Source organism: Streptomyces sp. NPDC041784, assembly GCF_055591025.1.
Genome location: NZ_JBVJAB010000007.1, coordinates 179,202 through 197,972 on the forward strand (window position 1 = coordinate 179,202; position 18,771 = coordinate 197,972).

The 18,771-nt window shown below is 71.6% G+C and carries 19 protein-coding genes; 8 read left to right on the plus strand and 11 right to left on the minus strand.

Annotation, left to right across the window (positions count from 1 at the left end; genetic code table 11):
- Position 1: 1 nt before the first annotated feature.
- The 6 genes from ACZ6D7_RS17355 to ACZ6D7_RS17380 form a co-directional block, all read right to left on the minus strand.
- Entirely contained in the window at positions 2-1,840 is a 1,839-nt protein-coding gene (locus tag ACZ6D7_RS17355) for a DEAD/DEAH box helicase (protein ID WP_469491134.1), read from the minus strand.
- An 87-nt stretch (positions 1,841-1,927) separates the two neighbouring features.
- Positions 1,928-2,131 (minus strand): cold-shock protein, encoded by a 204-nt coding sequence (locus ACZ6D7_RS17360; protein ID WP_030069301.1) that lies wholly within the window; start codon positions 2,129-2,131, stop codon positions 1,928-1,930.
- 238 nt (positions 2,132-2,369) lie between these two features.
- A complete protein-coding gene (locus tag ACZ6D7_RS17365) occupies positions 2,370-3,161 on the minus strand; it encodes a serine/threonine-protein kinase (protein WP_469491137.1) in 792 nt (263 codons plus the stop codon).
- Between the two features lie 449 nt (positions 3,162-3,610).
- Entirely contained in the window at positions 3,611-3,781 is a 171-nt protein-coding gene (locus ACZ6D7_RS17370; RefSeq protein ID WP_469491139.1) for a hypothetical protein, read from the minus strand.
- A 367-nt stretch (positions 3,782-4,148) separates the two neighbouring features.
- The gene (locus tag ACZ6D7_RS17375; protein ID WP_469491142.1) at positions 4,149-5,747 is read right to left on the minus strand and encodes a glycerol-3-phosphate dehydrogenase/oxidase; all 1,599 of its coding nucleotides are present in this window, start codon (positions 5,745-5,747) and stop codon (positions 4,149-4,151) included.
- The gene (locus ACZ6D7_RS17380) at positions 5,744-6,355 is read right to left on the minus strand and encodes a TetR/AcrR family transcriptional regulator (protein WP_469491144.1); all 612 of its coding nucleotides are present in this window, start codon (positions 6,353-6,355) and stop codon (positions 5,744-5,746) included. Before ACZ6D7_RS17380 ends, ACZ6D7_RS17375 begins: the two co-directional genes overlap by 4 nt.
- A gap of 144 nt (positions 6,356-6,499) precedes the next feature.
- Between ACZ6D7_RS17380 and ACZ6D7_RS17385 the strand changes: the two genes are divergently transcribed.
- Together ACZ6D7_RS17385 and ACZ6D7_RS17390 are read left to right on the plus strand one after the other, a co-directional pair.
- Complete coding sequence (locus ACZ6D7_RS17385) at positions 6,500-8,095, plus strand: FAD-binding oxidoreductase (protein ID WP_469491146.1); 1,596 nt, start codon at positions 6,500-6,502, stop codon at positions 8,093-8,095.
- Between the two features lie 73 nt (positions 8,096-8,168).
- Positions 8,169-9,047, plus strand: a complete 879-nt coding sequence (locus ACZ6D7_RS17390; RefSeq protein ID WP_469491148.1) for a YegS/Rv2252/BmrU family lipid kinase — start codon at positions 8,169-8,171, stop codon at positions 9,045-9,047.
- Here the strand turns inward: ACZ6D7_RS17390 and ACZ6D7_RS17395 are convergent.
- A complete protein-coding gene (locus tag ACZ6D7_RS17395) occupies positions 9,027-9,500 on the minus strand; it encodes a hypothetical protein (protein WP_469491150.1) in 474 nt (157 codons plus the stop codon). The genes ACZ6D7_RS17390 and ACZ6D7_RS17395 overlap by 21 nt on opposite strands.
- Before the next feature lie 602 nt (positions 9,501-10,102).
- Here ACZ6D7_RS17395 and ACZ6D7_RS17400 point away from each other — a divergent pair.
- The 3 genes from ACZ6D7_RS17400 to ACZ6D7_RS17410 all read left to right on the plus strand — a co-directional run bounded on the left by ACZ6D7_RS17400 (position 10,103) and on the right by ACZ6D7_RS17410 (position 13,207).
- Entirely contained in the window at positions 10,103-10,585 is a 483-nt protein-coding gene (locus tag ACZ6D7_RS17400) for a hypothetical protein (RefSeq protein WP_469491151.1), read from the plus strand.
- Positions 10,582-11,619 (plus strand): hypothetical protein, encoded by a 1,038-nt coding sequence (locus ACZ6D7_RS17405; protein WP_469491153.1) that lies wholly within the window; start codon positions 10,582-10,584, stop codon positions 11,617-11,619. Before ACZ6D7_RS17400 ends, ACZ6D7_RS17405 begins: the two co-directional genes overlap by 4 nt.
- A 160-nt stretch (positions 11,620-11,779) precedes the next feature.
- Positions 11,780-13,207, plus strand: coding sequence for a gluzincin family metallopeptidase (locus ACZ6D7_RS17410; protein WP_469491155.1), 1,428 nt, complete (start codon positions 11,780-11,782; stop codon positions 13,205-13,207).
- A gap of 4 nt (positions 13,208-13,211) precedes the next feature.
- On the opposite strand, the gene ACZ6D7_RS17415 is transcribed toward ACZ6D7_RS17410, so the two are convergent.
- From ACZ6D7_RS17415 to ACZ6D7_RS17430, 4 genes are all read right to left on the minus strand, one after another.
- Positions 13,212-13,421 (minus strand): hypothetical protein, encoded by a 210-nt coding sequence (locus tag ACZ6D7_RS17415; protein ID WP_469491158.1) that lies wholly within the window; start codon positions 13,419-13,421, stop codon positions 13,212-13,214.
- Between the two features lie 118 nt (positions 13,422-13,539).
- On the minus strand, positions 13,540-14,142 hold the full coding sequence (locus ACZ6D7_RS17420) for a hypothetical protein (protein ID WP_469491160.1): 603 nt from the start codon (positions 14,140-14,142) through the stop codon (positions 13,540-13,542).
- The gene (locus ACZ6D7_RS17425; protein ID WP_469491162.1) at positions 14,139-14,822 is read right to left on the minus strand and encodes an NUDIX domain-containing protein; all 684 of its coding nucleotides are present in this window, start codon (positions 14,820-14,822) and stop codon (positions 14,139-14,141) included. Before ACZ6D7_RS17425 ends, ACZ6D7_RS17420 begins: the two co-directional genes overlap by 4 nt.
- Positions 14,819-14,950, minus strand: coding sequence for a hypothetical protein (locus ACZ6D7_RS17430; RefSeq protein ID WP_469491164.1), 132 nt, complete (start codon positions 14,948-14,950; stop codon positions 14,819-14,821). Before ACZ6D7_RS17430 ends, ACZ6D7_RS17425 begins: the two co-directional genes overlap by 4 nt.
- Before the next feature lie 48 nt (positions 14,951-14,998).
- On the opposite strand from ACZ6D7_RS17430, the gene ACZ6D7_RS17435 reads away from it, so the two are divergent.
- The 3 genes from ACZ6D7_RS17435 to ACZ6D7_RS17445 all read left to right on the plus strand — a co-directional run bounded on the left by ACZ6D7_RS17435 (position 14,999) and on the right by ACZ6D7_RS17445 (position 18,691).
- The gene (locus ACZ6D7_RS17435; RefSeq protein WP_469491165.1) at positions 14,999-15,757 is read left to right on the plus strand and encodes a DeoR/GlpR family DNA-binding transcription regulator; all 759 of its coding nucleotides are present in this window, start codon (positions 14,999-15,001) and stop codon (positions 15,755-15,757) included.
- Between the two features lie 106 nt (positions 15,758-15,863).
- Positions 15,864-16,946, plus strand: coding sequence for an amidohydrolase family protein (locus ACZ6D7_RS17440; protein WP_469491167.1), 1,083 nt, complete (start codon positions 15,864-15,866; stop codon positions 16,944-16,946).
- A gap of 239 nt (positions 16,947-17,185) precedes the next feature.
- Positions 17,186-18,691, plus strand: a complete 1,506-nt coding sequence (locus ACZ6D7_RS17445) for a cellulase family glycosylhydrolase (protein ID WP_469491169.1) — start codon at positions 17,186-17,188, stop codon at positions 18,689-18,691.
- Positions 18,692-18,771: the final 80 nt, after the last annotated feature.

Here is an 18,771-nt window from a genome sequence, read left to right on the forward strand (position 1 = left end):
GCTAGGCGGCCGAAGAGCCTCGGCCTCGGCCGCCCCGGCCGCCGGATCCGCGGCCTGCGGCGGGGCCCCCGGTGCGGCCGGCGCCGTTCACGGCCGCGTCGCCCGCCGCCCGTCGGCCGGAGCCGCGGGCACCCTGCCCGGTCGCTTTACCCGTGGCCTTACCGGTCGCCGCGTCGGTCGATGTCCGTCGACCGGACCCGCGGCCACCCTTACCGGCGGTCGCCGCATCGGCCGTGGCGTCGGCTGTGCCCCGTCGGCCGGAGCCGCGGGCGGCCGCACCGGTGACACCGCCGGCGCCACCGCCGGTGGTGGCCCTGTCGGCGCGCGTCCGGCGGCCCGAACCGCGTCCGCCGGGTGCGGACGCGTCGCCGGCCGTTGCCGCCCCGGCCCTGGTACGACGTCCCGAACCCCGCTCCGCCGTCTCGGCGCTGGCGCCCGCCGCTCCGGCCCCGCCGGCGCTTCGACGCCGACGGCCGGACCGCGCCCCGGCCCCGGCGCTGGTGCCGCGCCCCGGGCGGGACGTCTCCGGCTGCGCAGGCGCAGGGACCTCGATGGTGACGGGCACACCGGAAGGCTCGCGGGCACCGGTGATGGTGGTCAGCGCCGGGTCGCTCGAGGTGATGCGGACGGTCTGCGGGCGGATGGCCGCGTCCGACATGAGCCGGGTGACGTCCCGCTTCTGGTCGGGCAGGACCAGCGTGACCACGCTGCCCGAGCCGCCGGCGCGGGCCGTGCGACCGCCCCGGTGCAGATAGTCCTTGTGGTCGGTGGGCGGATCCACGTTCACGACCAGTTCGAGGTCGTCCACGTGGATGCCACGGGCCATGACGTTCGTCGCCACCAGCGCGGTGACCTGGCCGTTCTTGAACTGATCCAAGACGCGGTTGCGCTGCGGCTGGGAGCGGCCGCCGTGCAGCGCGGCCGCACGGACACCGACGGCCAGAAGCCGCTTGGCGAGCCGGTCGGCGGACCGCTTGGTGTCGAGGAAGAGGATGACCCGGCCGTCACGGGCGGCGATGCGCGTGGTGACGGCCTTCTTGTCGGTCTCGTCCAGGACGTGCAGGACGTGGTGCTCCATGGTGGTCACCGCCCCCGCGGACGGGTCCACGGAGTGCACCACGGGGTCGGTGAGGAACTGCTGCACCAGGCGGTCGATGTTCCGGTCCAGGGTGGCCGAGAAGAGCATGGTCTGCCCGTCGGGCCGTACCTGCCGGAGCAGCTTGGTGATCTGCGGCAGGAAGCCCATGTCGGTCATCTGGTCGGCTTCGTCCAGCACCGTGATGCGGACGCTGTCGAGCACGCAGTCCCCGCGTTCCACGAGGTCGTTCAGCCGGCCCGGAGTCGCCACGAGCACCTCGGTGCCGCGCCGGAGCGCGGCTGCCTGCTTGGTGAGGGACAGCCCGCCGACCACGGTGGCCAGCCGGAGGTTCACCGCCGTGGCGTAGGGACTCAGCGCGTCGGTCACCTGTTGGGCGAGTTCACGGGTGGGCACCAGCACGAGGGAGAGGGGTGCCTTGGGCTCCGCGGTCTGTCCGGCCGTACGGGCCAGGAGCGCCAGCCCGAACGCGAGGGTCTTGCCGGAGCCGGTGCGTCCACGCCCCAGCACGTCACGGCCCGTGAGGGAGTTGGGCAGCGTGGCGGCCTGGATGGGGAACGGGGTGGTCACGCCTTGGGCGGCGAGGGTCTTCAGCAGCGCCGCAGGCATGTCCAGGTCGGCGAAGTCGTCGACGGCGGGAAGTCCGGGTGTCGTGCTTTCCGGCAGCTGGAATTCCGTGGACGGCGACGGGGCGGGGCGGGGTGACGAGGAGCGACGGTTCGGCTTCTGGAACCTGCGGGCCATGCGGTTGACTGCCTCTCTGGAAACAGCAGAAACCGGGGTCCGCACCATGATGGTGCGGACCCCGGTTCGCGGATACGCGTCCGGTGATCAGGCGGGGACGATGTTCTCCGCCTGCGGGCCCTTCTGGCCCTGCGTGACGTCGAAGGAGACCCGCTGGCCCTCCTGGAGCTCACGGAAGCCCTGCGTCGCGATGTTCGAGTAGTGGGCGAAGACGTCGGGGCCGCCGCCGTCCTGCTCGATGAAGCCGAAACCCTTTTCGGCGTTGAACCACTTCACGGTTCCCTGTGCCATGACATTCTCCTTCTGTAGGCAGAGAGGCCCCATCCGGAGACGCCGGAAAAACTAATGCGCCTGAAGGAGTCGTTCCCGTCAGGCGCACATGAGTTCATGGGTACCACAACTACAACACAAGTATCTTAGCACGGCTCGCCGTCCCATGTGGATCACCGACGCGCCAGGACGGGAGCGAGGGGGGTGGGGCGGGCCACGTTCGTCCGTGTCACAGGGTGCCGCGCGGCGGCGGAGCCCGTCAGAACGGTGGGTCTTCGCTGTATCCGCCCGTCCAGGCCCCGCGCTCGGCGACCCGACGGGCGCGCAGTTCACGGGCGGCGACGTCGTCCGCGTTCTCCAGGCCGCTGGTGCCGTGGCCCCACGCTGTGAGTGCTTCGAGGATGCGGCGGCGCTTGTGGCGGTCGGTGCTCGTGGCCAGCAGACGGCGGGCGTGACCTGCCAGGTCGTCTCGGTGCGCGGTGAGGGCGGGGTGCTCCGAGAGGGGGACGGCGGCGACGAGGGCCGCGTCGCGTACGGCCGTGTCCTCGTCGTCGAGGAGCGGGTGGACGGCGGAGAAGAGTGCCGGGCGCAGGTCCCGGAAGGCGCGCATGTCCGGGTCGTCGTCGAGGTACCCGCCGCCCCACGTGCGCGTGCTGATGGCGAAGCATTCGTCGTCGGCGTCGTAGGCGGTGTCGCCGAGCCAGTCCAGCAGCGCCGCACGGGTGGGGCGGCGGGGTGGCCGGCCGGCCTCCTGGCCGACCTCGCCCGTTGCGGTGGCCGGGTGGTTGAGGACCGCCGCGACGTACAGCGCCACGGGCACGGTGGCTTCGTAGATGCTGTTCTGGTGGGTGACCGGCCTGAGCGCCTCGACGACGGCGTCCGCCCTGACGGCCGGGTCGGGGTCGAGGAGGCGTACCAGCGCCGCCGGCAGCGACTCACCCGTCCCGGACGCGGTGGTGAGCGAGGCCCAGTCGGTGGCGTCGAGGAGCGCTTGATGGTCGGGCAGTCCGTGGGGATGAGAGGCGTCGGTCCGGCTGTGGCTTTGGGTCACAGGCGCAGGCTATAGAGCCAGGCGCAGGCTGTAGCGCTGTTCCGGCGCGCACGGCGCTCGTCGTGATCGCGGCGTCCCGGTGGATGAACGCGGTGTCGGTCGGAAGGCCGGTCGGAGAGTCGGTCGGAGACCTTGACGCACCCTCGGCCCTCGCCCGTCGCCGAACCAGCCCGCGGACAACCGTATGGACCGCATGTCCGTGCCGTCCGGGACGATCCGCGTTCACCTCACGGGAAGGCAGATCCAGCGCATGACTTCAGACAGACGACCAGGCCGTCGTGCGGTGCTCGGCGGCGCACTCGGCGCGGCCGCGACGGCAGCCGGTGGCACCGTCCTCAGCGGCAGCGCGACGGCCGCCCCCGCGCGTCACGCCCAAGTCGCGCCGCTGTGACGGGAGTTCTGCTCCAGTCCCTACACCCATCCGCAGATACCTTCGTCGGCCGCTCCGGTCACGCGGGCGGGAGCAGCCGGTTCCCGCGTCGTCGCGTCGTCGCGTCGTCGCGGACGTCCGTGACTTCGGGGCCCGCCCCGACGGCTCGGCCGACGCGGCGCCCGCCATCAACCGGGCCGTCGAGCGCGCGGGTCTTCTCGGCGGAGGCACGGTCCGTTCCCCCGGGCATCTACCGCATCGACGACGTCATCCGCATCGGTCACGACAACGTCGGTTTCTGCTTGCGGTGTTGGCGTGACGCGGGGGGATGGGCGAGGTCGCGAAGGCAATGAGACGACCACGTATGTCGTGTGGGGACACAGCGACCTGGATCCGGGACAGAGGCACGGCCAGAACGGATGACTGTCCGGCCGGGCAACGGAAAGAACAACGGCAGTGAGCGGGCCACTCTCTACACGTACGGCCTGTGACCGATGCCGTGACCGCGCTTCCGCCGGCGGCAGACCTGGAGGGGCTCATGCCGACTCCTCCCGCCGACCCGCCGACCCGCCGACCGAACGCCTCACGCACCGGACGCACGCCCCTTGACGGGGTCGTCAGAGCGCTGCCTCGCCCTCCCTCGACAGCAGGTCGCGGGCGGTGTCCAGCGCGGTGGCGCGGTCGTCCGGGACGAGTCCTATGCGGGTGCGGCGGTCGAGGAGGTCGGCGGTGTCGAGGGCGCCTTCATGGCGTACGGCCCACAGCAGCTCCGCCCGGGTGACCGGGTGGCCGTCGAGGACGGGCTCGGCGAGGCGGGGGTCCTGTGTGCCGAGGGCGTGGACGGCGGGGGCTTCGGCGCCGTAGCGGTGGATGAGGCGGCGGGGGGCACGGAGGGTGCTGAGCAGGTGCGGTGCCGCGGCGCCGATCAGCGGGAGGGCCGCGGTGGGGGAGGGCTTCGAGGTCAGGCCGTGGGTGGCGGCCGCGGTGTCGACGGCGTCCTCGGCCATGCGCCGGTAGGTGGTGAGCTTGCCGCCGACGACGGTGATCACGCCGTCGGGTGAGGTGAGCACCGCGTGCTTGCGGGAGATGTCCGCGGTGCCGGCCGGCGCGCCGGAGCCCGCGGCCGGGGTGGTGTCCAGCAGGGGGCGCAGTCCGGCGAAGGCGCCGACCACGTCGTGGCGGTGGACGGGGATGTCCAGGGCCGAGCCCAGGACGTCGAGGAGGAAGCCGATGTCGGTCTCGGGTGCCTCGGGGGTGTCGGGGATGTCGTCGCCGACGGGTTCGTCGGTGAGTCCGACATAGGTGCGGCCGTCGCCCTGGGGCAGGACGAGGACGAAGCGGTTGGTCTCGCCGGGGATCGGGATGTGCAGGCCGGCCGGGAGCGTGCCGAGGTGTTCCGTGCGCAGGACGAGGTGGGTTCCGCGCGAGGGCCGTATCCGGACGCCGTCCACCAGGCCGCCCGCCCATACGCCGGACGCGTTGATCACGGCGCGGGCCCTGATCTCGCCCTCCTCGCCGGTGAGTTCGTCGCGTATCCGGGCACCGGAGCGGGTGAGTTCCAGCGCCCGGACGCGCGTCAGGATCCGGGCGCCGTGGGCCGCGGCCGTACGGGCGATCGCGGTGACCAGGCGGGCGTCGTCGGTGACGCGGCCGTCCCAGGACAGCAGGCCTCCGCGCAAACCGGCGCCGCGCAGCGCGGGGGCGAGGTGGCGGGTCTCCGCCGCGGACAGCCTGCGCGGTGCGGGCAGGGTCGCCCGGGCCGTGCGCGCCGCCAGGCGCAGGGTGTCGCCGGCGCGGAAGCCCGCCCAGGCCAGGGCGGCCTGAGGGCGGGAGACCAGCGGGGTGAGGGGCAGCACGAACGGCTGGGCGCGCACCAGATGGGGTGCGGTGCGCTCCATGAGGACCCCACGTTCGCGGGCGCTCTCGTGGGCGACGTCGAGTTGGGCGGAGGCGAGGTAGCGCAGTCCGCCGTGGATGAGCTTGGAGCTCCAGCGCGAGGTGCCGAAGGCCAGGTCGTGGGCGTCGATGGCGACGACGGACAGTCCACGGGCGGCGGCGTCCAGCGCGGCTCCGGCACCGGTCGCGCCGAGGCCGACGACCAGGACGTCCACGGCCGGGCCGCCGGCGGTCTCGGTGAGTTCGCGTCGGCGGCGGGCGGCGGTCAGGGACGAGCCCGGAGCCGGGCGGGCGGGCGAGGCCGTGCTGCTGGGGCTCATGGCGTCAGGGTCCTCTCGAGGATGGTGCGCAGTTCGGCGTAGAAGGCCTCGCTGTCGAGGTCGGGGTCGTCCTCGTCGGTCATGGTGCGCAGCGACAGGGTGAAGGACTGGGCGACCAGGAGCAGGGACCGGGCTTGGCGCTCGGGGTGGCCGGGCCGCACCGATCCGTCGGCGTGTCCCTCCCGCAGGGCGTCGGCGAGCAGGGCGAGCAGCGCTTCCTGGCTCGCGCCGCGCCGGTCCAGCACGTAGGGGAGGAGCAGCTCGGGGTCGACGTCGATGATCTTGCGGAAGAGCGGATGGGCGCGGAAGGCGTCCACTCCGCTCACCAGGCCGTCGACGATACGCGCGCGTGCGCCGGCCTCGGGCTCCGGTTCGGGCATCGCCCGGGTGGCCGCCTCGATCCACTCCCGGGTCATCAGATCGCCGACCAGGGACCGTACGTCCGGCCAGCGGCGGTACAGCGTCATCCGGGAGACGCCCGCGCGGCGGGCCACGTCGGTGAGGGTGGTGCGCCGGACACCGACGGCGAGGACGCAGTCGCGTACCGCGTCCAGTACCGGGTCGTTGTCCGAGGCGTTGTCCGAGACGTTGTGACGAATAGGCGTCATGTGTCACAGTGTAACGCCCTGCGGCAGTGCAGGGGACGGCACTCTTCCGCGACTCCGCGACTCCGCGACGTGGCGACTTCGCAACTCTGCGACTTCGGGCGTTCGCGCTTTCGCGCTTTCGCGACGACCGGTGAGGACAAGCGCATGGACATGCTGTGGAGCGGCTGGGGCGACCCGGCGAGGGCGACGCCGCTGCCCGATACGGTGATCGGGCTGCTGCGCGACCTGCTCGGGGTCAAGCCCCGCAGCGTCGAACCGGTCGCCCTGACGGAGATCGCCGTGCCCGAGCCGGCGCTGGAGGCCGCCGCGCTGCGGGGTCTCGTCGATGCCGTCGGCGGTGAGGCCCACGTCCGTACCGACGACGAGGCCCGCATCCGCCACACCCGCGGCAAGTCCACCCCCGACCTGCTGCGCATCCGCACCGGCGACGTCGACGACGTCCCGGCCGCCGTGGTCCTCCCGGCGAGCCACGACGAGGTGCTCGCCGTACTGAAGGTGTGCGCCGAACACGGCCTGGCCCTGGTCCCGTTCGGCGGCGGCACCTCCGTGGTCGGAGGCCTCGCCCCCGAACTGCGTCGCGCCTTCGTCGCGCTGGACCTGGCCCGCATGGACGGTCTGCTCGCCCTCGACCCGGTCTCCCGGACCGCCACCCTGCAACCCGGACTGAGGGCCCCGCACGCCGAGGCGCTGCTGGCCGAGCACGGCTTCACCCTCGGCCACTTCCCCCAGTCCTTCGAGTGGGCCACCATCGGCGGATTCGCCGCGGCGCGCTCCAGCGGGCAGGCGTCCGCCGGGTACGGCCGGTTCGACGAGATGGTCCTCGGCCTCACCCTCGCCACCCCCGCCGGCACCCTCGACGCCGGCCGCGCCCCGCGCTCGGCCGCCGGCCCCGACCTGCGTCAGCTCGTCCTCGGCTCCGAGGGAGCGTTCGGCGTCATCACCTCGGTGACCGTACGCATCCGTCCCCTCGCCGAGACCCGTGTCTACGAAGGATGGCGCTTCGCCTCCTTCGAGGAGGGCGCCGCCGCCCTGCGCCGCCTGGCCCAGGACGGGCCGCGGCCGACCGTGCTGCGCCTGTCGGACGAGACCGAGACGCTGATCGGCCTCGCCCAGCCCGACGCCATCGGCTCCTCGGGCCTGCCGCAGGACGCCGGCTGCATGGCGATCGCGGGCTACGAGGGCACGCCGGAGGACACGACGTACCGCCGGGAGCGGGCCGCCGCCGTACTGCGCGAGTGCGGTGGCACCTACCTGGGCGGGGAGCCGGGCGAGCGCTGGGCGCACGGCCGCTACTCGGCGCCCTACCTGCGGGACGCGCTGCTGGACGCGGGGGCGTTCGCCGAGACGCTGGAGACCGCCGGCTTCTGGTCCGGTCTGCCCGAGCTGTACGCCTCCGTCCGCGCCGCGCTCACCACCACGCTGACCGAGTCCGGCACGCCGCCGTTGGTGATGTGCCACATCTCCCACGTCTACGAGAACGGCGCCTCGCTGTACTTCACCGTGGTGTCGGCGCAGGGCGACGACCCCGTGGCGCACTGGGCGCCCGCCAAGCACGCCGCGAACGAGGCGATCATGGCCGCGGGCGGCACGATCAGCCACCACCACGGCGTGGGCAGCGACCACCGGGACTGGTACGTCAGGGAAGCCGGCCCCCTCGGCATCGAGGCCCTCCAGGCGGTCAAGCGACAGCTGGACCCCACGGGGCTGCTCAACCCGGGCATCCTCCTGCCCGCCGACTGATCAGGTACCGTCCCACTCCACCCCGCCCCACCCAGTCCGTCCACGACCGTCAGGCGCCTTCGGAGGCCCACCGATGCGACAGTTCACCGCCATCGTCAACCCCACAGCCGGCGGATCCACCGGGGTCGCGGCACTGCTGCGGGTGGCCCGGCTGCTGCGGGAGGCCGGAGCCGAGCTGGAGACCGAGTACAGCCGCAGTCTGACCCACGCCCAGGACCTCGCCCGAGAGGCGGGGGCGCGGGAGCGGGTCGTTCTCGCCGTCGGCGGGGACGGCATCGCCGGCGGCATCGGAGGCACCCTCAGCGGGACCGGCACCGTCCTCGGACTGATCCCGGCCGGCCGGGGCAACGACTTCGCCCGGGCGCTGGGGCTGCCCGCCGACCCGGCCGCACTCGCCCGGATCCTGCTCGACCACGCCCCCCGGCTCGTCGACACCGTCGAAGTGGAGTCCGCCCACGGCCGTACCGTCGCACTCGGCAGCGTCTACGCGGGCGTGGACGCCCTCGCCAACCGCCACGCCAACCACGCCAAGCTGCTGCGCGGCGCCGCCTCCTACTACATGGGCGGGCTGCGTGCCGTGGCCACCTGGCGACCGGCCGCCTACCGGGTCACCGTCGACGGCGAGGAGCACACCCACCGCGGCTACACCGTCGTGGCCGCGAACTCCGCCTACTACGGTTCCGGCCGCATCATCGCGCCCGACGCCCGCGTCGACGACGGGCTCCTCGAGGTGGTGATGATCCGCCATGCGCCGCGGCGCCTCTTCTTCACCCTGATGAACGAGCTGAAGACGGGCGCGCACGTCCACCGGCCCGAAGTGCGGATCCTGCGCGGCCGGGGGATCCGCATCGAGGCCGACCGGCCGGTCCCCTACGGCACCGACGGCGAGGTCGACGCCGTCCTCCCCGTCACGGCGAGGGTGCTGCCCGGTTCACTGTCCGTACTCTGCTGAACGCCCCGTCGGCCGACCCGCTGTCCTCACCCCGCCGGAAGGCACCGGGCCGCCCTCGGCCTCCTCGGCCCGAGCGAGAGCCCTCGCCTGCTCACGCACCGCCTGTGACCAGCCCTGCGGATCCGCATCGAAGAGAGCGCACTTCTCCTGCCACCGGGCGAATCCGCCGGTGATGTCATCGAGCGAGTGATACCACTCGCCCTCACCCGATGTGCCGTGCCAGACGACACCGGGACGGCCCGGATCCCGGCAGAGGTCGAAACCGTGCAGGTACTGCAGGGCCGTTTCGACCAAAGGGTCCTCGAAGTCGGCGAATGCCCCCTCGCCCTCCACCCATGGAAACGCCCACGCGTGCACGGCCTCACGGGTCACCTCACCCACGGCCAGCGCACGCCATTGAGCAGCCACTTCCGCGCGGCCGGGCGGGAGTGGCGTCGCTTTCGGATCACTCATGGAGCCACCATCCCAGCTGTGCGAGCCGAGGGGCCACATGAATTCGTCTCGTGATCGACAGGGCCGTGCCTGACCGGAATGGTGAATTCGCCGAAGTCGCGCCGGAAGACGGCCATGCGGGATTTCACCCCGAAAGTCGAAGGGATGTACGAGGGATAGGCGTTCGCCTACCATCGCCGTAAAACGGGGAAAACGGGGAACACGGGGGAAGTCCAATGGCCGTTCGCCGATCCACACACGCCTCGCTCGCCGCATTAGCCGCGTTAATGCTCATCTTCGGTGTCTTGGCCATCGTCCGGGTCGCCGCCGACGGGTCCTCGGAACCGAGCTCGCAGAGGTCGAGTGGAACCGGGGCGACAGCCGGGGACACCGCGCCCGGTGGGGGACCCGGCGGGGACGAGGGTTCTGGGGTGCCAGGGGGCTCCGATGATTCGGAGAGCCCTGGTGGGAATTCGGGTACGCCGGGTGGCAATTCGGTCAGTGGCACAGCCTCGGGAGGCCCTGGCGGGGTCAGGATTTCGGGGCCCACGCTGAACGATCAATATCCAGTGGTAAAGCCGGGTGGTGACACCACGCGTATGCGTCCCGAGGGTAATTGCGTCGTGCTGGCCAACGTCATCGATCGCGACGTGAAGATTCGGTCGTTCGACATGCAGGCCCCGACCAATGTGCGCATTGTCGATGAGCCGTGCACCGAGGCCGAGTCACCGTTCTGGACCGACGCGCTCAGCTCGCCGGTGACCACGTGCGTGTCCGGGACCGTACTGGAGGGCAAGGACCGGTCCCCACGCCATGGCTGCAGTCTCAGGCTGGTCAGGAGGGACGGCCTCTCCACCACGGAGAAGGCCACCCTCGTCGTCGAGGTCACAGGGAAGTGCTCGAAGACCTCTTCCCGCAGCTGTTCCTGGCCCGCCTACGTGTCGTGGACCGTCGACGCGCAGTCGGAGACGGAGTCCGAATCGCCGTCCGAATCGCCGTCCGAGTCGCCGTCCGAATCGCCCAGCGACAGCGCGCCGCCGCCGGGCTCGACGCTCTCCGGTTCTCCGTCGAGCGACACTCCGCAGCCGTCGGCGAGCGGGACGTGACTCCGGCGCCCGAACCCGCGCCCGAACCCGCGCCCGAACCCGCGCCCGAACCCGCGCCCGAACCCGCGCCAGAGCCCGCCACGTCGCCCGGGGCACAGCTTCGGGAACGCCTGTGGGCCGCCGCCAACGTCGTGGCGCCGACCTCCGTGGTGAGCACTCTGCTGTTCTATTTCGGCTATGTGGCGACACGAGCCCGCTTCGGCTACTTCGGTGTCTACCTGGACATGGTCGATCTGTCCTTCCAGGAGACCCTGCTCTACGGCGCCGAGGTCGTGTACCCACCGCTCATCATCTTCGCGATCCTCAGCCTTCTGGTGGTGGCGGCGCACGCCGCTGTCCGGTGGCTACAGGCGGAACCCGGCCGTGATCCGGTCACCGGCTGGGTCGGTCTCTTCCTGACCCTCGCCGGGCTGCTGGCCTTCACCCGCGGCATCGTGGGCGTGCTCGTGCCGAACGTCGCCCGCACCGAGGCGATCGCGACCACACCCGTCAGCCTGGGAGGCGGTGTCCTCGCTCTCGCCTACGGTGTCCGGCTGTTGCGTCTCATCGCCGTCCGCTGGGACCTTCGACGCGCCGAACGCGGGGACGGCACGGTCGAAGACGGCCCGCAGCCGCCTGCCGCGGGTGGTGACCTCGCCGCCTGGCTGCAGTCCGAAGCGGTTGTCAGGACGAGCAGGTACGCCCTCGCCTGGGTGGCCGTGATCGTGGTGGCCGGCGCGTTCTGGGCCGCCAACAGCTTCGCCGCCGAGTACGGCAGGGGAAGGGCACTGGACGATGCCGAGTCGCTGCCGCACCGCCCGGAGGTGGTGCTGTTCACCAAGACCCCGCTGCTCGACCCGCCCGACGGCGTCCGGGCGTCGGTGGATCCCGAGGCGGACAAAGACTCCTTCCGCTACCGCTACGCGGGTCTGCGTCTGCTCGTCGAGTCGAACGCCCGGTTGTTCCTGGTGCCGGCCCAGTGGACTCCCCAGGGCAGCCGGACCATGGTCATCCCCTACGACGACGGCGTCCGCATCGAGCTTGTCGCCGGGTGACCGGGACGGCCTCGATCAGCCAGGACCGCTACCCAAGGTGTTCGGATTGACACCGAGGGCCACTGGCCGCGTACTGGGCATAAGGGACTTTCATCTACAAGTCCCTCAGTGGTGCACTGCACCACCTTCCCCCCTCCCCCTCCCCCTTCATGGAGCCGTGATGACGGTGCAACCGCAGGCGATGGACCAGACGGTCCTGGTGTACGAGGACGACCCCGGACCTCCTCCCGGGGCCGTGCCGGTACGGCATCCCGTACCGCAGCTCGAGACGCAGCCCTTTCCGACGGCCATCGCACAGAACGCGCCGCAGCCGGACAGCGCGGGGCCGGGCACGCCGGCGTTCCGCTACTGGGTGGCGGCCGACGCGCTCAGCAGCGCCAGTCGGATGTGGGGTTCGCTGGTTCCGTCGGGAACGCAATGGGTCCCGTCGGTCGGACGGGTGCTCACCGCGCACCTCGACGAGGGAGTCGACCTCAACGCCTTCTACACCCGCAGGTCCCTGGAGTTCTTCCATCAGACCGTGGCCGGCGTGGAGGTCTTCTCGGCCCAGAGCCCCGAGATCGTCCGGCACGAGCTGGGTCACGCGGTTCTCGACGCCCTGCGTCCTCAGCTGTTCAACGCGGCGATGCACGAGGCGGACGGTCTGCACGAGGCGTTCGGTGACATCAGCGCCCTGCTGACCGCACTCCAGATGGAGTCGCTGCGGGTCACCGTCCTGACCGAGACGCAGGGCAACCTGGAGCTGTCGTCACGGGTGTCGCGGATGGCCGAACAGCTGGGCTGGGCGATCCGCCAGCTCAAGCCGGACCGGGTCGATCCGGACTGCCTGCGCAACATGGCGAACAGCTTCTTCTACCGCGACCCGGTGCAGTTGCCGCCACTCGGGCCGGCGAACACGCTGACCAGTGGCCCGCACTCGTTCTCCCGGGTGTTCAGCGGCGCGTTCCTGAAGATCGTGGCCGGGATCTTCAGGCAGCAGGCTGCCCAGGACCAGGCCGGTCTGGCGAAGGCGGCGGAGATCGCGGGTCAGCTGCTCGTGGACGCCATCGTGGCCGCGCCCGTGGTGTCGGCCTACTACGCGCAGGTCGCGGGGCACATGATCGCCGCCGACCAGCGTCGGTTCGGCGGCGCCCACGGCCAGTCCCTGCGCTCGGCGTTCATCCGGCACGGAGTCCTCTCCGTGGAGGCCGCCACGTCCATCACCACGGCGGAGGTGGCGCGCCGAGGCGCCGGAATCGCCGAGGCGATGCCGGGTGGCAGCGACGATCAGGGTCTGACGACCGTCACGGTCCAGGGAATGGCGTACGGCATCAAGGGGCCGCTCGCCCTCAGCGCCCCCGGGGAGGTGCGACGGTTCGGCATCGCCGGGTCCGCCCCGGCCGGTGGCTCGCTCCGGGCCGCCGACCCCGAGCAGGTCGCCACGTCGTACCTGGAAGACCTCCTGCGACGCGGTCGGGTCGACGTACCCCAGGAGCTCCGCTCCGACACGGCGGTCGTCGACGACAACCCCTCCCGGCTCAAGACCCATGAGATCGCCCGCAGCGAGGCCACCGAGGGGCTCGCTCTGGTCCGGCGCTGTTTCGACTGAGAGGTCAGCTGAAGCGCAGGCGGCGGACGGTGAGCCGTCCGTCGTCCTCGCGCTTGACGACGTGCGTCGTGCTGGGCGTCGGCTCCTCGCCCTCGAACACCGCCTGGCCCCGTGCGAGCAGGTCGCTGATGTACTTCTCGGCTGCCCGGCGCTCGGCGTCGTCGTCCTGCCCGCCCCCGCCCGAGTCCGGACGCCTGTCCTGGTCTGTACCCATAGAGGAACTCTATGCCGTTGGCGCTCGCCGTGAGCGTCACGGTCCGCGCCCCCGGCGAACCCCACCCCCGACGAACCCCACCCCCGGCGAACCCCACCCCCGACGAACGGCATGCGCCCTAGAGCGGCGCCTGCCGTGCCGGGTCCTCGGTGAGGAACTCCGTGACCAGGTGGGCGGGGTTGGCGGCTTCGGTCAGGGCGAACATCTCGTCGGGCTCGAACATGTCGTAGAGGATCACCGGCACCGGACGTCCCAGCCGTGCGGTGATCCGGTGGCCGGTGTGCAGGTGGCGCGCCAGGTCCACGCAGAGCGCGTGGAACGCCTCGTCGAGGCGGTCGTCACGCGCGTCCTGTTCCGTGCCGGGGAGGTCGTCGCCGTCCTCGTACCAGAGGCCCTGCGCGATTGCCTCCCGTCGGTGCAACTCGGCGCCGACCGGATCGTGTTCGTGATGGTGACCGGCGATACGGATGCCCTCCAGGCCCGACGGAGGGAAGTAGGCGTAGCTCCAGCGGGCCTCCCAGGGATCCGGCGGGCTCGGCGCCGTGAGCAGCCGGGCCACCTCCGCCTCGGTGGTGTAGCCGATCGCCAGGTACGGGAAGCGTGGGTCCTGGTCGACGCTGTCGATGCGGAACGTGACGGCGTAGATTTCGGAGGCCGCTTCCTCGTGGAACTCCGCCAGGGCCCGCACCGTCATCCGCGCCATGTGCTCCCGGAACGTCATCGGCTGCTCTCCTCTGCCGCGGGAGCGAAGGGGCCGTCCAGGGCTGCCCATTGCAGGAGCAGGATGGTCTTGCCGTCGGTGATGCGTCCGTCGCGCGTCATGGCGAGAGCGTCGGCGTAGGGCAGTTCCAGGACTTCGATGTCCTCGCCGTCCTCCTCCAGTCCGCCGCCGGCCCCGGTCCGGTCGGCCGGGGTGTAGGGGGCGGCGAAGAAGTGGAGGCGTTCGGTGACGGAGCCGGGGCTCATGTAGGCGTCGAGGACGTGGGTGAGCGGGCCGAGGGTGACGCCGAGTTCTTCGGCGCTCTCGCGTCGGACGGCGGTGAGCGGGTCGTCCGCGTCGAGAAGTCCTGCGGCCGCTTCGATGAGCAGGCCGTCGGGGTGGTCGTTGACGTAGGCCGGGTAGCGGAACTGACGGGTGAGCAGGACGCACCCGCGGGCGGTGTCGTAGGGGAGGACGACGGCGCCGTTGCCGCGGTCGTAGGTCTCGCGCTGCTGGGTCTCCCAGCGTCCGTCCCGACGGCGGTAGTCGAACGTGGTGCGCCGCAGGACGTGCCAGCCCTGGGAGGTGAGTTCGACGTCGCGGACGACGATGTCGGGATTGCGGTCCAGTGCGCGTCCGGCCTGGTCGAGGCCGGTGCGGCCGCGGTGGTCGGGTGTGTCGATGCCGGGATGGGCGGTCACGCGGTCTCCTGCGGGGTGTGGCGCGGGAACGCGGCCGCGCCGTGATGGGGGGGCACGTCGCGCCGACGGGCGGTTACGACGTCCTGGTCGGCTCCGGCGATCAGGAGGGGCATCGGTCTGTCGGTCACGTGCGCTACGGTACATGCAGAAACGTGCAAGAACGGGAGAGAACGTGAATGCTGGCTGCTGAACGGCGCGACCACCTGCTCGGTCTGCTCGCCCGCGAGGGCAAGATCGTCGCCAAGGACGTCGCGACCCGGCTGGGGATCTCCGAGGACAGCGTGCGCCGCGATCTGCGTGATCTGGCCTCCGAGGGACTGTGTCAGCGGGTCTACGGCGGTGCGCTGCCCGCTTCGCCGGCGGTGGTCGCCTATGCCGCCCGCCAGGCCGTGGCCCCGGACGGCAAGCGGAAGGTCGCCTCGGTGGCGGCCGGGCTGGTGCGGCCGGGCGGCGCGGTGATTCTCGACGGCGGGACCACCGCCCTCGCCGTCGCCCACGGGCTCCCGCGGGATCTTGCCTGCACCGTGATCACCCACAGCCCGACGATCGCCGCGGCCCTGCTCGACCATCCGCAGGTCGAGCTCTTCCTGCTCGGGGGCCGCGTCTTCAAGCACTCGGCGGTTGCCTGCGGTGCCGCCGCGGTCGAGGCGGCGCAGAACGTCTCCGCCGACCTCTGTCTGCTCGGCGTGACCGGAGTGCACCCCGAGGCGGGGCTGACCACCGGAGACGCCGAAGAGGCGGCGATGAAGCGTGCCTTGTCCGCACGGGCCGCGGACACCTACATCCTCGCCTCGTCCGAGAAGATCGGCACGGCTTCGCGGTTCCGCGTCCTGCCCTGGGAGAAGATCAGCGGGCTGATCACCGACGCCGACCCACGCGATGGGGTCGTCGAGCAGCTCAGGGGGCTCGGGGTGGAGGTTCTGTCGGCCGGCTGAGGACGCCGATCCTCCCCAGGGCGGTCGGGCCAGGTGACCGATCCCTCACGGATCCCTTGCGCACGGGAGTGGACCCGCCACCTCACCCGGGCCGATCGTGGGCGACATGACCGATCACCGCACGGCACCTGTCGACCCTGGTGGCTCCGCCGTACCCGCTCCGGCCGTCAGCCTTCCGCGCGATGCCGGGTCGCCGGGGTCGAGCGCGGCCGCGCCTTCGCGAGAAGCCATGCGCGACGTGCCTCTGGACGTGCCTCTGGACGTGCCTCTGGAGGGGGAGACCGGAGAGGTCCGCCGTTTCTGGAGGCGGCTCGGTCTGCCCGGCCTGGTCGACGTCCACACGCACTTCATGCCCGAGCGTGTCCTGCGCAAGGTCTGGGACTACTTCGACGCGCTCGGACCGCTGACCGGTGGGTTCGAGTGGCCGATCACCTACCGGAAGGAGGAGGCGGAACGGACCGCCCTGCTCCGGGAGTTCGGCGTACGGGCCTTCACCGCGATGCTCTACCCGCACAAGCCCGGCATGGCCCCGTGGCTGAACGGCTGGGCGGCCGACTACGCCCGCCGCACCCCCGACTGCCTGCACACCGCCACCCTCTACCCCGAGCCGGGCGTCGAGGCGTACGTCCGAGAGGCCGTCGAGGCGGGTGCGCGCGTCTTCAAGGCACATGTGCAGGTGGGGGCGTACGACCCGGCCGACGAACTCCTTCAGCAGACATGGGGGTTGCTGGCCGAGGCCCGCGTGCCCGTGGTGATCCACTGCGGCTCGGGGCCCGCGCCCGGCAAGCACACCGGCCCCGAGCCGATCGCGCGGGTGCTGGCGCGGCATCCCCGGCTGCGGCTGATCGTCGCGCATCTGGGGATGCCCGAACACGAGGAGTTTCTCGGCCTCGCCGAGCGGTACGAGGAGGTGCGGCTGGACACGACGATGGTGTTCACCGACTTCACCGAGAGGCTCGTGCCGTTCCCCCGCCGGGCCCTGCCGCGGCTGGCCGGGCTCGGCGACCGCATCCTGCTCGGCTCCGACTTCCCCAACATCCCCTATCCGTACCTGCACCAGCTGCACGCCCTGGAGCGGCTGGATCTCGGGGAGGAGTGGCTGCGCGCGGTGTGCCACGACAACGCCGCGGGGCTGTTCGGACTGGGGGAGCCTGTTCATGATCACGGTGAACGCGCGGTAGGCCACTGACGCCGGTTGCGCCGGCCAGGAGCACCGGCGGGTCAACACCCCGGAATTTCCTTGCACATGACAGGTCTGCACGCCTCTTGCCCTCGGCGTGCGGTCCCTGATATTCGATTAACTGTTAGGAAAGTTTCCTTCCCGTCTGCGCGCGGCTGGCCGGGTCGGCCCTGCACTCGCACCTGCACTCGCACCCGCACGGTCGCGGTCGCGGACGTTTCCCACCCCCCACGGAGTGAGTCCTGACCATGAACTCGCTACGCCCCACCACATTCGCGCTCCGATGCGCCGCCACCGCCGGTGTGCTCGCGCTCGTTCTGGCTGCCGCGCCCCCCGCCTCAGCCGCCACCGCGGCCTATCCCGCACCGCCGTCGACGGCCCCCCGCGCGGACCTCGTCCACGCGGCCGTCGTCCACGAGGCGGAGACCGCCACCCTCTCGCGCGGTGTCGTGGAGTCGAACCACACCGGCTTCACCGGCACCGGCTTCGTCAACTACGACAACGTCACGGGCAGTTACGTCCAGTGGACGGCCGACGCCGCCGAGGACGGCCCCGCCGCGCTCACCCTGCGCTTCGCCAACGGGACCACCGCCGACCGGGCCATGGACATCACGGTCAACGGCACCAAGATCGCCGCCGCCAAGGCCTTCCCGGGCACCGGTGCCTGGACCGACTGGTCCACCGTCACCCTCGACGCCGCGCTGAGGGCGGGCTCGAACACCGTTCGGGCCACCGCCGTCACCTCGGCCGGCGGGCCCAACGTGGACCACCTGTCCGTCAGCACCGCCGACGACCCGGGCGGGCCGAGTGTTGACACCCCCGCGGGGATCAACGGCCGACTGAAGGTCTGCGGCACCAAGCTGTGCAACCAGTACGGCAACCCCATCCAGTTGCGCGGCATGAGCAGCCACGGCACCCAGTGGTACAGCCAGTGCCTCACCAGCGGCTCGCTGGACGCCCTGGCGAAGGACTGGCGCGCCGACGTCCTACGGGTGTCGACCTACGTCCAGGAAGGCGGCTACGAGACCGACCCGCGCCGCTTCACCGACCTCGTGCACAGCCTCATCGAGCAGGCCACCGCCCGCGGCCTGTACGTGATCGTCGACTGGCACCAGCTCACGCCGGGCGACCCGAACCACAACCTGGCCCGCGCCAAGACCTTCTTCACCGAGATCGCGCAGCGCCACCGCAGCAAGACCAACCTGATCTACGAGATCGCCAACGAGCCCAACGGCGTCAGCTGGTCCAGGATCAAGAGCTACGCGGAGCAGTTGATCCCCGTCGTCCGGCAGCAGGACCCGAACACCCCGATCCTGGTGGGCACCCGCGCGTGGTCCTCCCTCGGTGTCTCCGACGGCAGCGACGAGAACGAGATCACCGCCAACCCGGTGAACGCCACCAACATCATGTACACCTTCCACTTCTACGCCGCCTCCCACGACGACGAGTACCTGAGCACCCTGTCCCGTGCCGCCGACAGGCTGCCCCTGTTCGTCACCGAGTTCGGCACGCAGAACTCGGCCGGCGAGGGCGCCGACGACTTCACCATGTCCCAGCGGTACCTGGACCTGATGGCCGCGAAGAAGATCAGCTGGGTGAACTGGAACTTCTCCGACGACGACCGCTCCGGTGCCGTGTTCAAGCCGGGCACCTGCGACGCCGGCGGACCGTGGACCGGGACCGCTCAGCTGAAGCCCGCCGGAAGCTGGATCCGGGAACGGATCCGCACCCCCGACACCTTCCCCACCGGCTGACCCACCCAACTCCGCCTCGCCCTGCCCGTCGAACCGTGACGGGCGGGGCCCGCGCGATCTCCGGCCGCCCACGAGCGACT

What these genes read in the sequence shown, in the direction of transcription:
- ACZ6D7_RS17355 (WP_469491134.1), bottom strand. Translation starts at nt 1,840, where the DNA reads ATGGCCCGCAGGTTCCAGAAGCCGAACCGTCGCTCCTCGTCACCCCGC.
- ACZ6D7_RS17360 (WP_030069301.1), bottom strand. Translation starts at nt 2,131, where the DNA reads ATGGCACAGGGAACCGTGAAGTGGTTCAACGCCGAAAAGGGTTTCGGC.
- ACZ6D7_RS17370 (WP_469491139.1), bottom strand. Translation starts at nt 3,781, where the DNA reads ATGCCCGGGGGAACGGACCGTGCCTCCGCCGAGAAGACCCGCGCGCTC.
- ACZ6D7_RS17375 (WP_469491142.1), bottom strand. Translation starts at nt 5,747, where the DNA reads ATGAGCCCCAGCAGCACGGCCTCGCCCGCCCGCCCGGCTCCGGGCTCG.
- ACZ6D7_RS17380 (WP_469491144.1), bottom strand. Translation starts at nt 6,355, where the DNA reads ATGACGCCTATTCGTCACAACGTCTCGGACAACGCCTCGGACAACGAC.
- ACZ6D7_RS17385 (WP_469491146.1), top strand. Translation starts at nt 6,500, where the DNA reads ATGGACATGCTGTGGAGCGGCTGGGGCGACCCGGCGAGGGCGACGCCG.
- ACZ6D7_RS17390 (WP_469491148.1), top strand. Translation starts at nt 8,169, where the DNA reads ATGCGACAGTTCACCGCCATCGTCAACCCCACAGCCGGCGGATCCACC.
- ACZ6D7_RS17395 (WP_469491150.1), bottom strand. Translation starts at nt 9,500, where the DNA reads ATGAGTGATCCGAAAGCGACGCCACTCCCGCCCGGCCGCGCGGAAGTG.
- ACZ6D7_RS17410 (WP_469491155.1), top strand. Translation starts at nt 11,780, where the DNA reads ATGACGGTGCAACCGCAGGCGATGGACCAGACGGTCCTGGTGTACGAG.
- ACZ6D7_RS17415 (WP_469491158.1), bottom strand. Translation starts at nt 13,421, where the DNA reads ATGGGTACAGACCAGGACAGGCGTCCGGACTCGGGCGGGGGCGGGCAG.
- ACZ6D7_RS17420 (WP_469491160.1), bottom strand. Translation starts at nt 14,142, where the DNA reads ATGACGTTCCGGGAGCACATGGCGCGGATGACGGTGCGGGCCCTGGCG.
- ACZ6D7_RS17435 (WP_469491165.1), top strand. Translation starts at nt 14,999, where the DNA reads ATGCTGGCTGCTGAACGGCGCGACCACCTGCTCGGTCTGCTCGCCCGC.
- ACZ6D7_RS17440 (WP_469491167.1), top strand. Translation starts at nt 15,864, where the DNA reads ATGACCGATCACCGCACGGCACCTGTCGACCCTGGTGGCTCCGCCGTA.
- ACZ6D7_RS17445 (WP_469491169.1), top strand. Translation starts at nt 17,186, where the DNA reads ATGAACTCGCTACGCCCCACCACATTCGCGCTCCGATGCGCCGCCACC.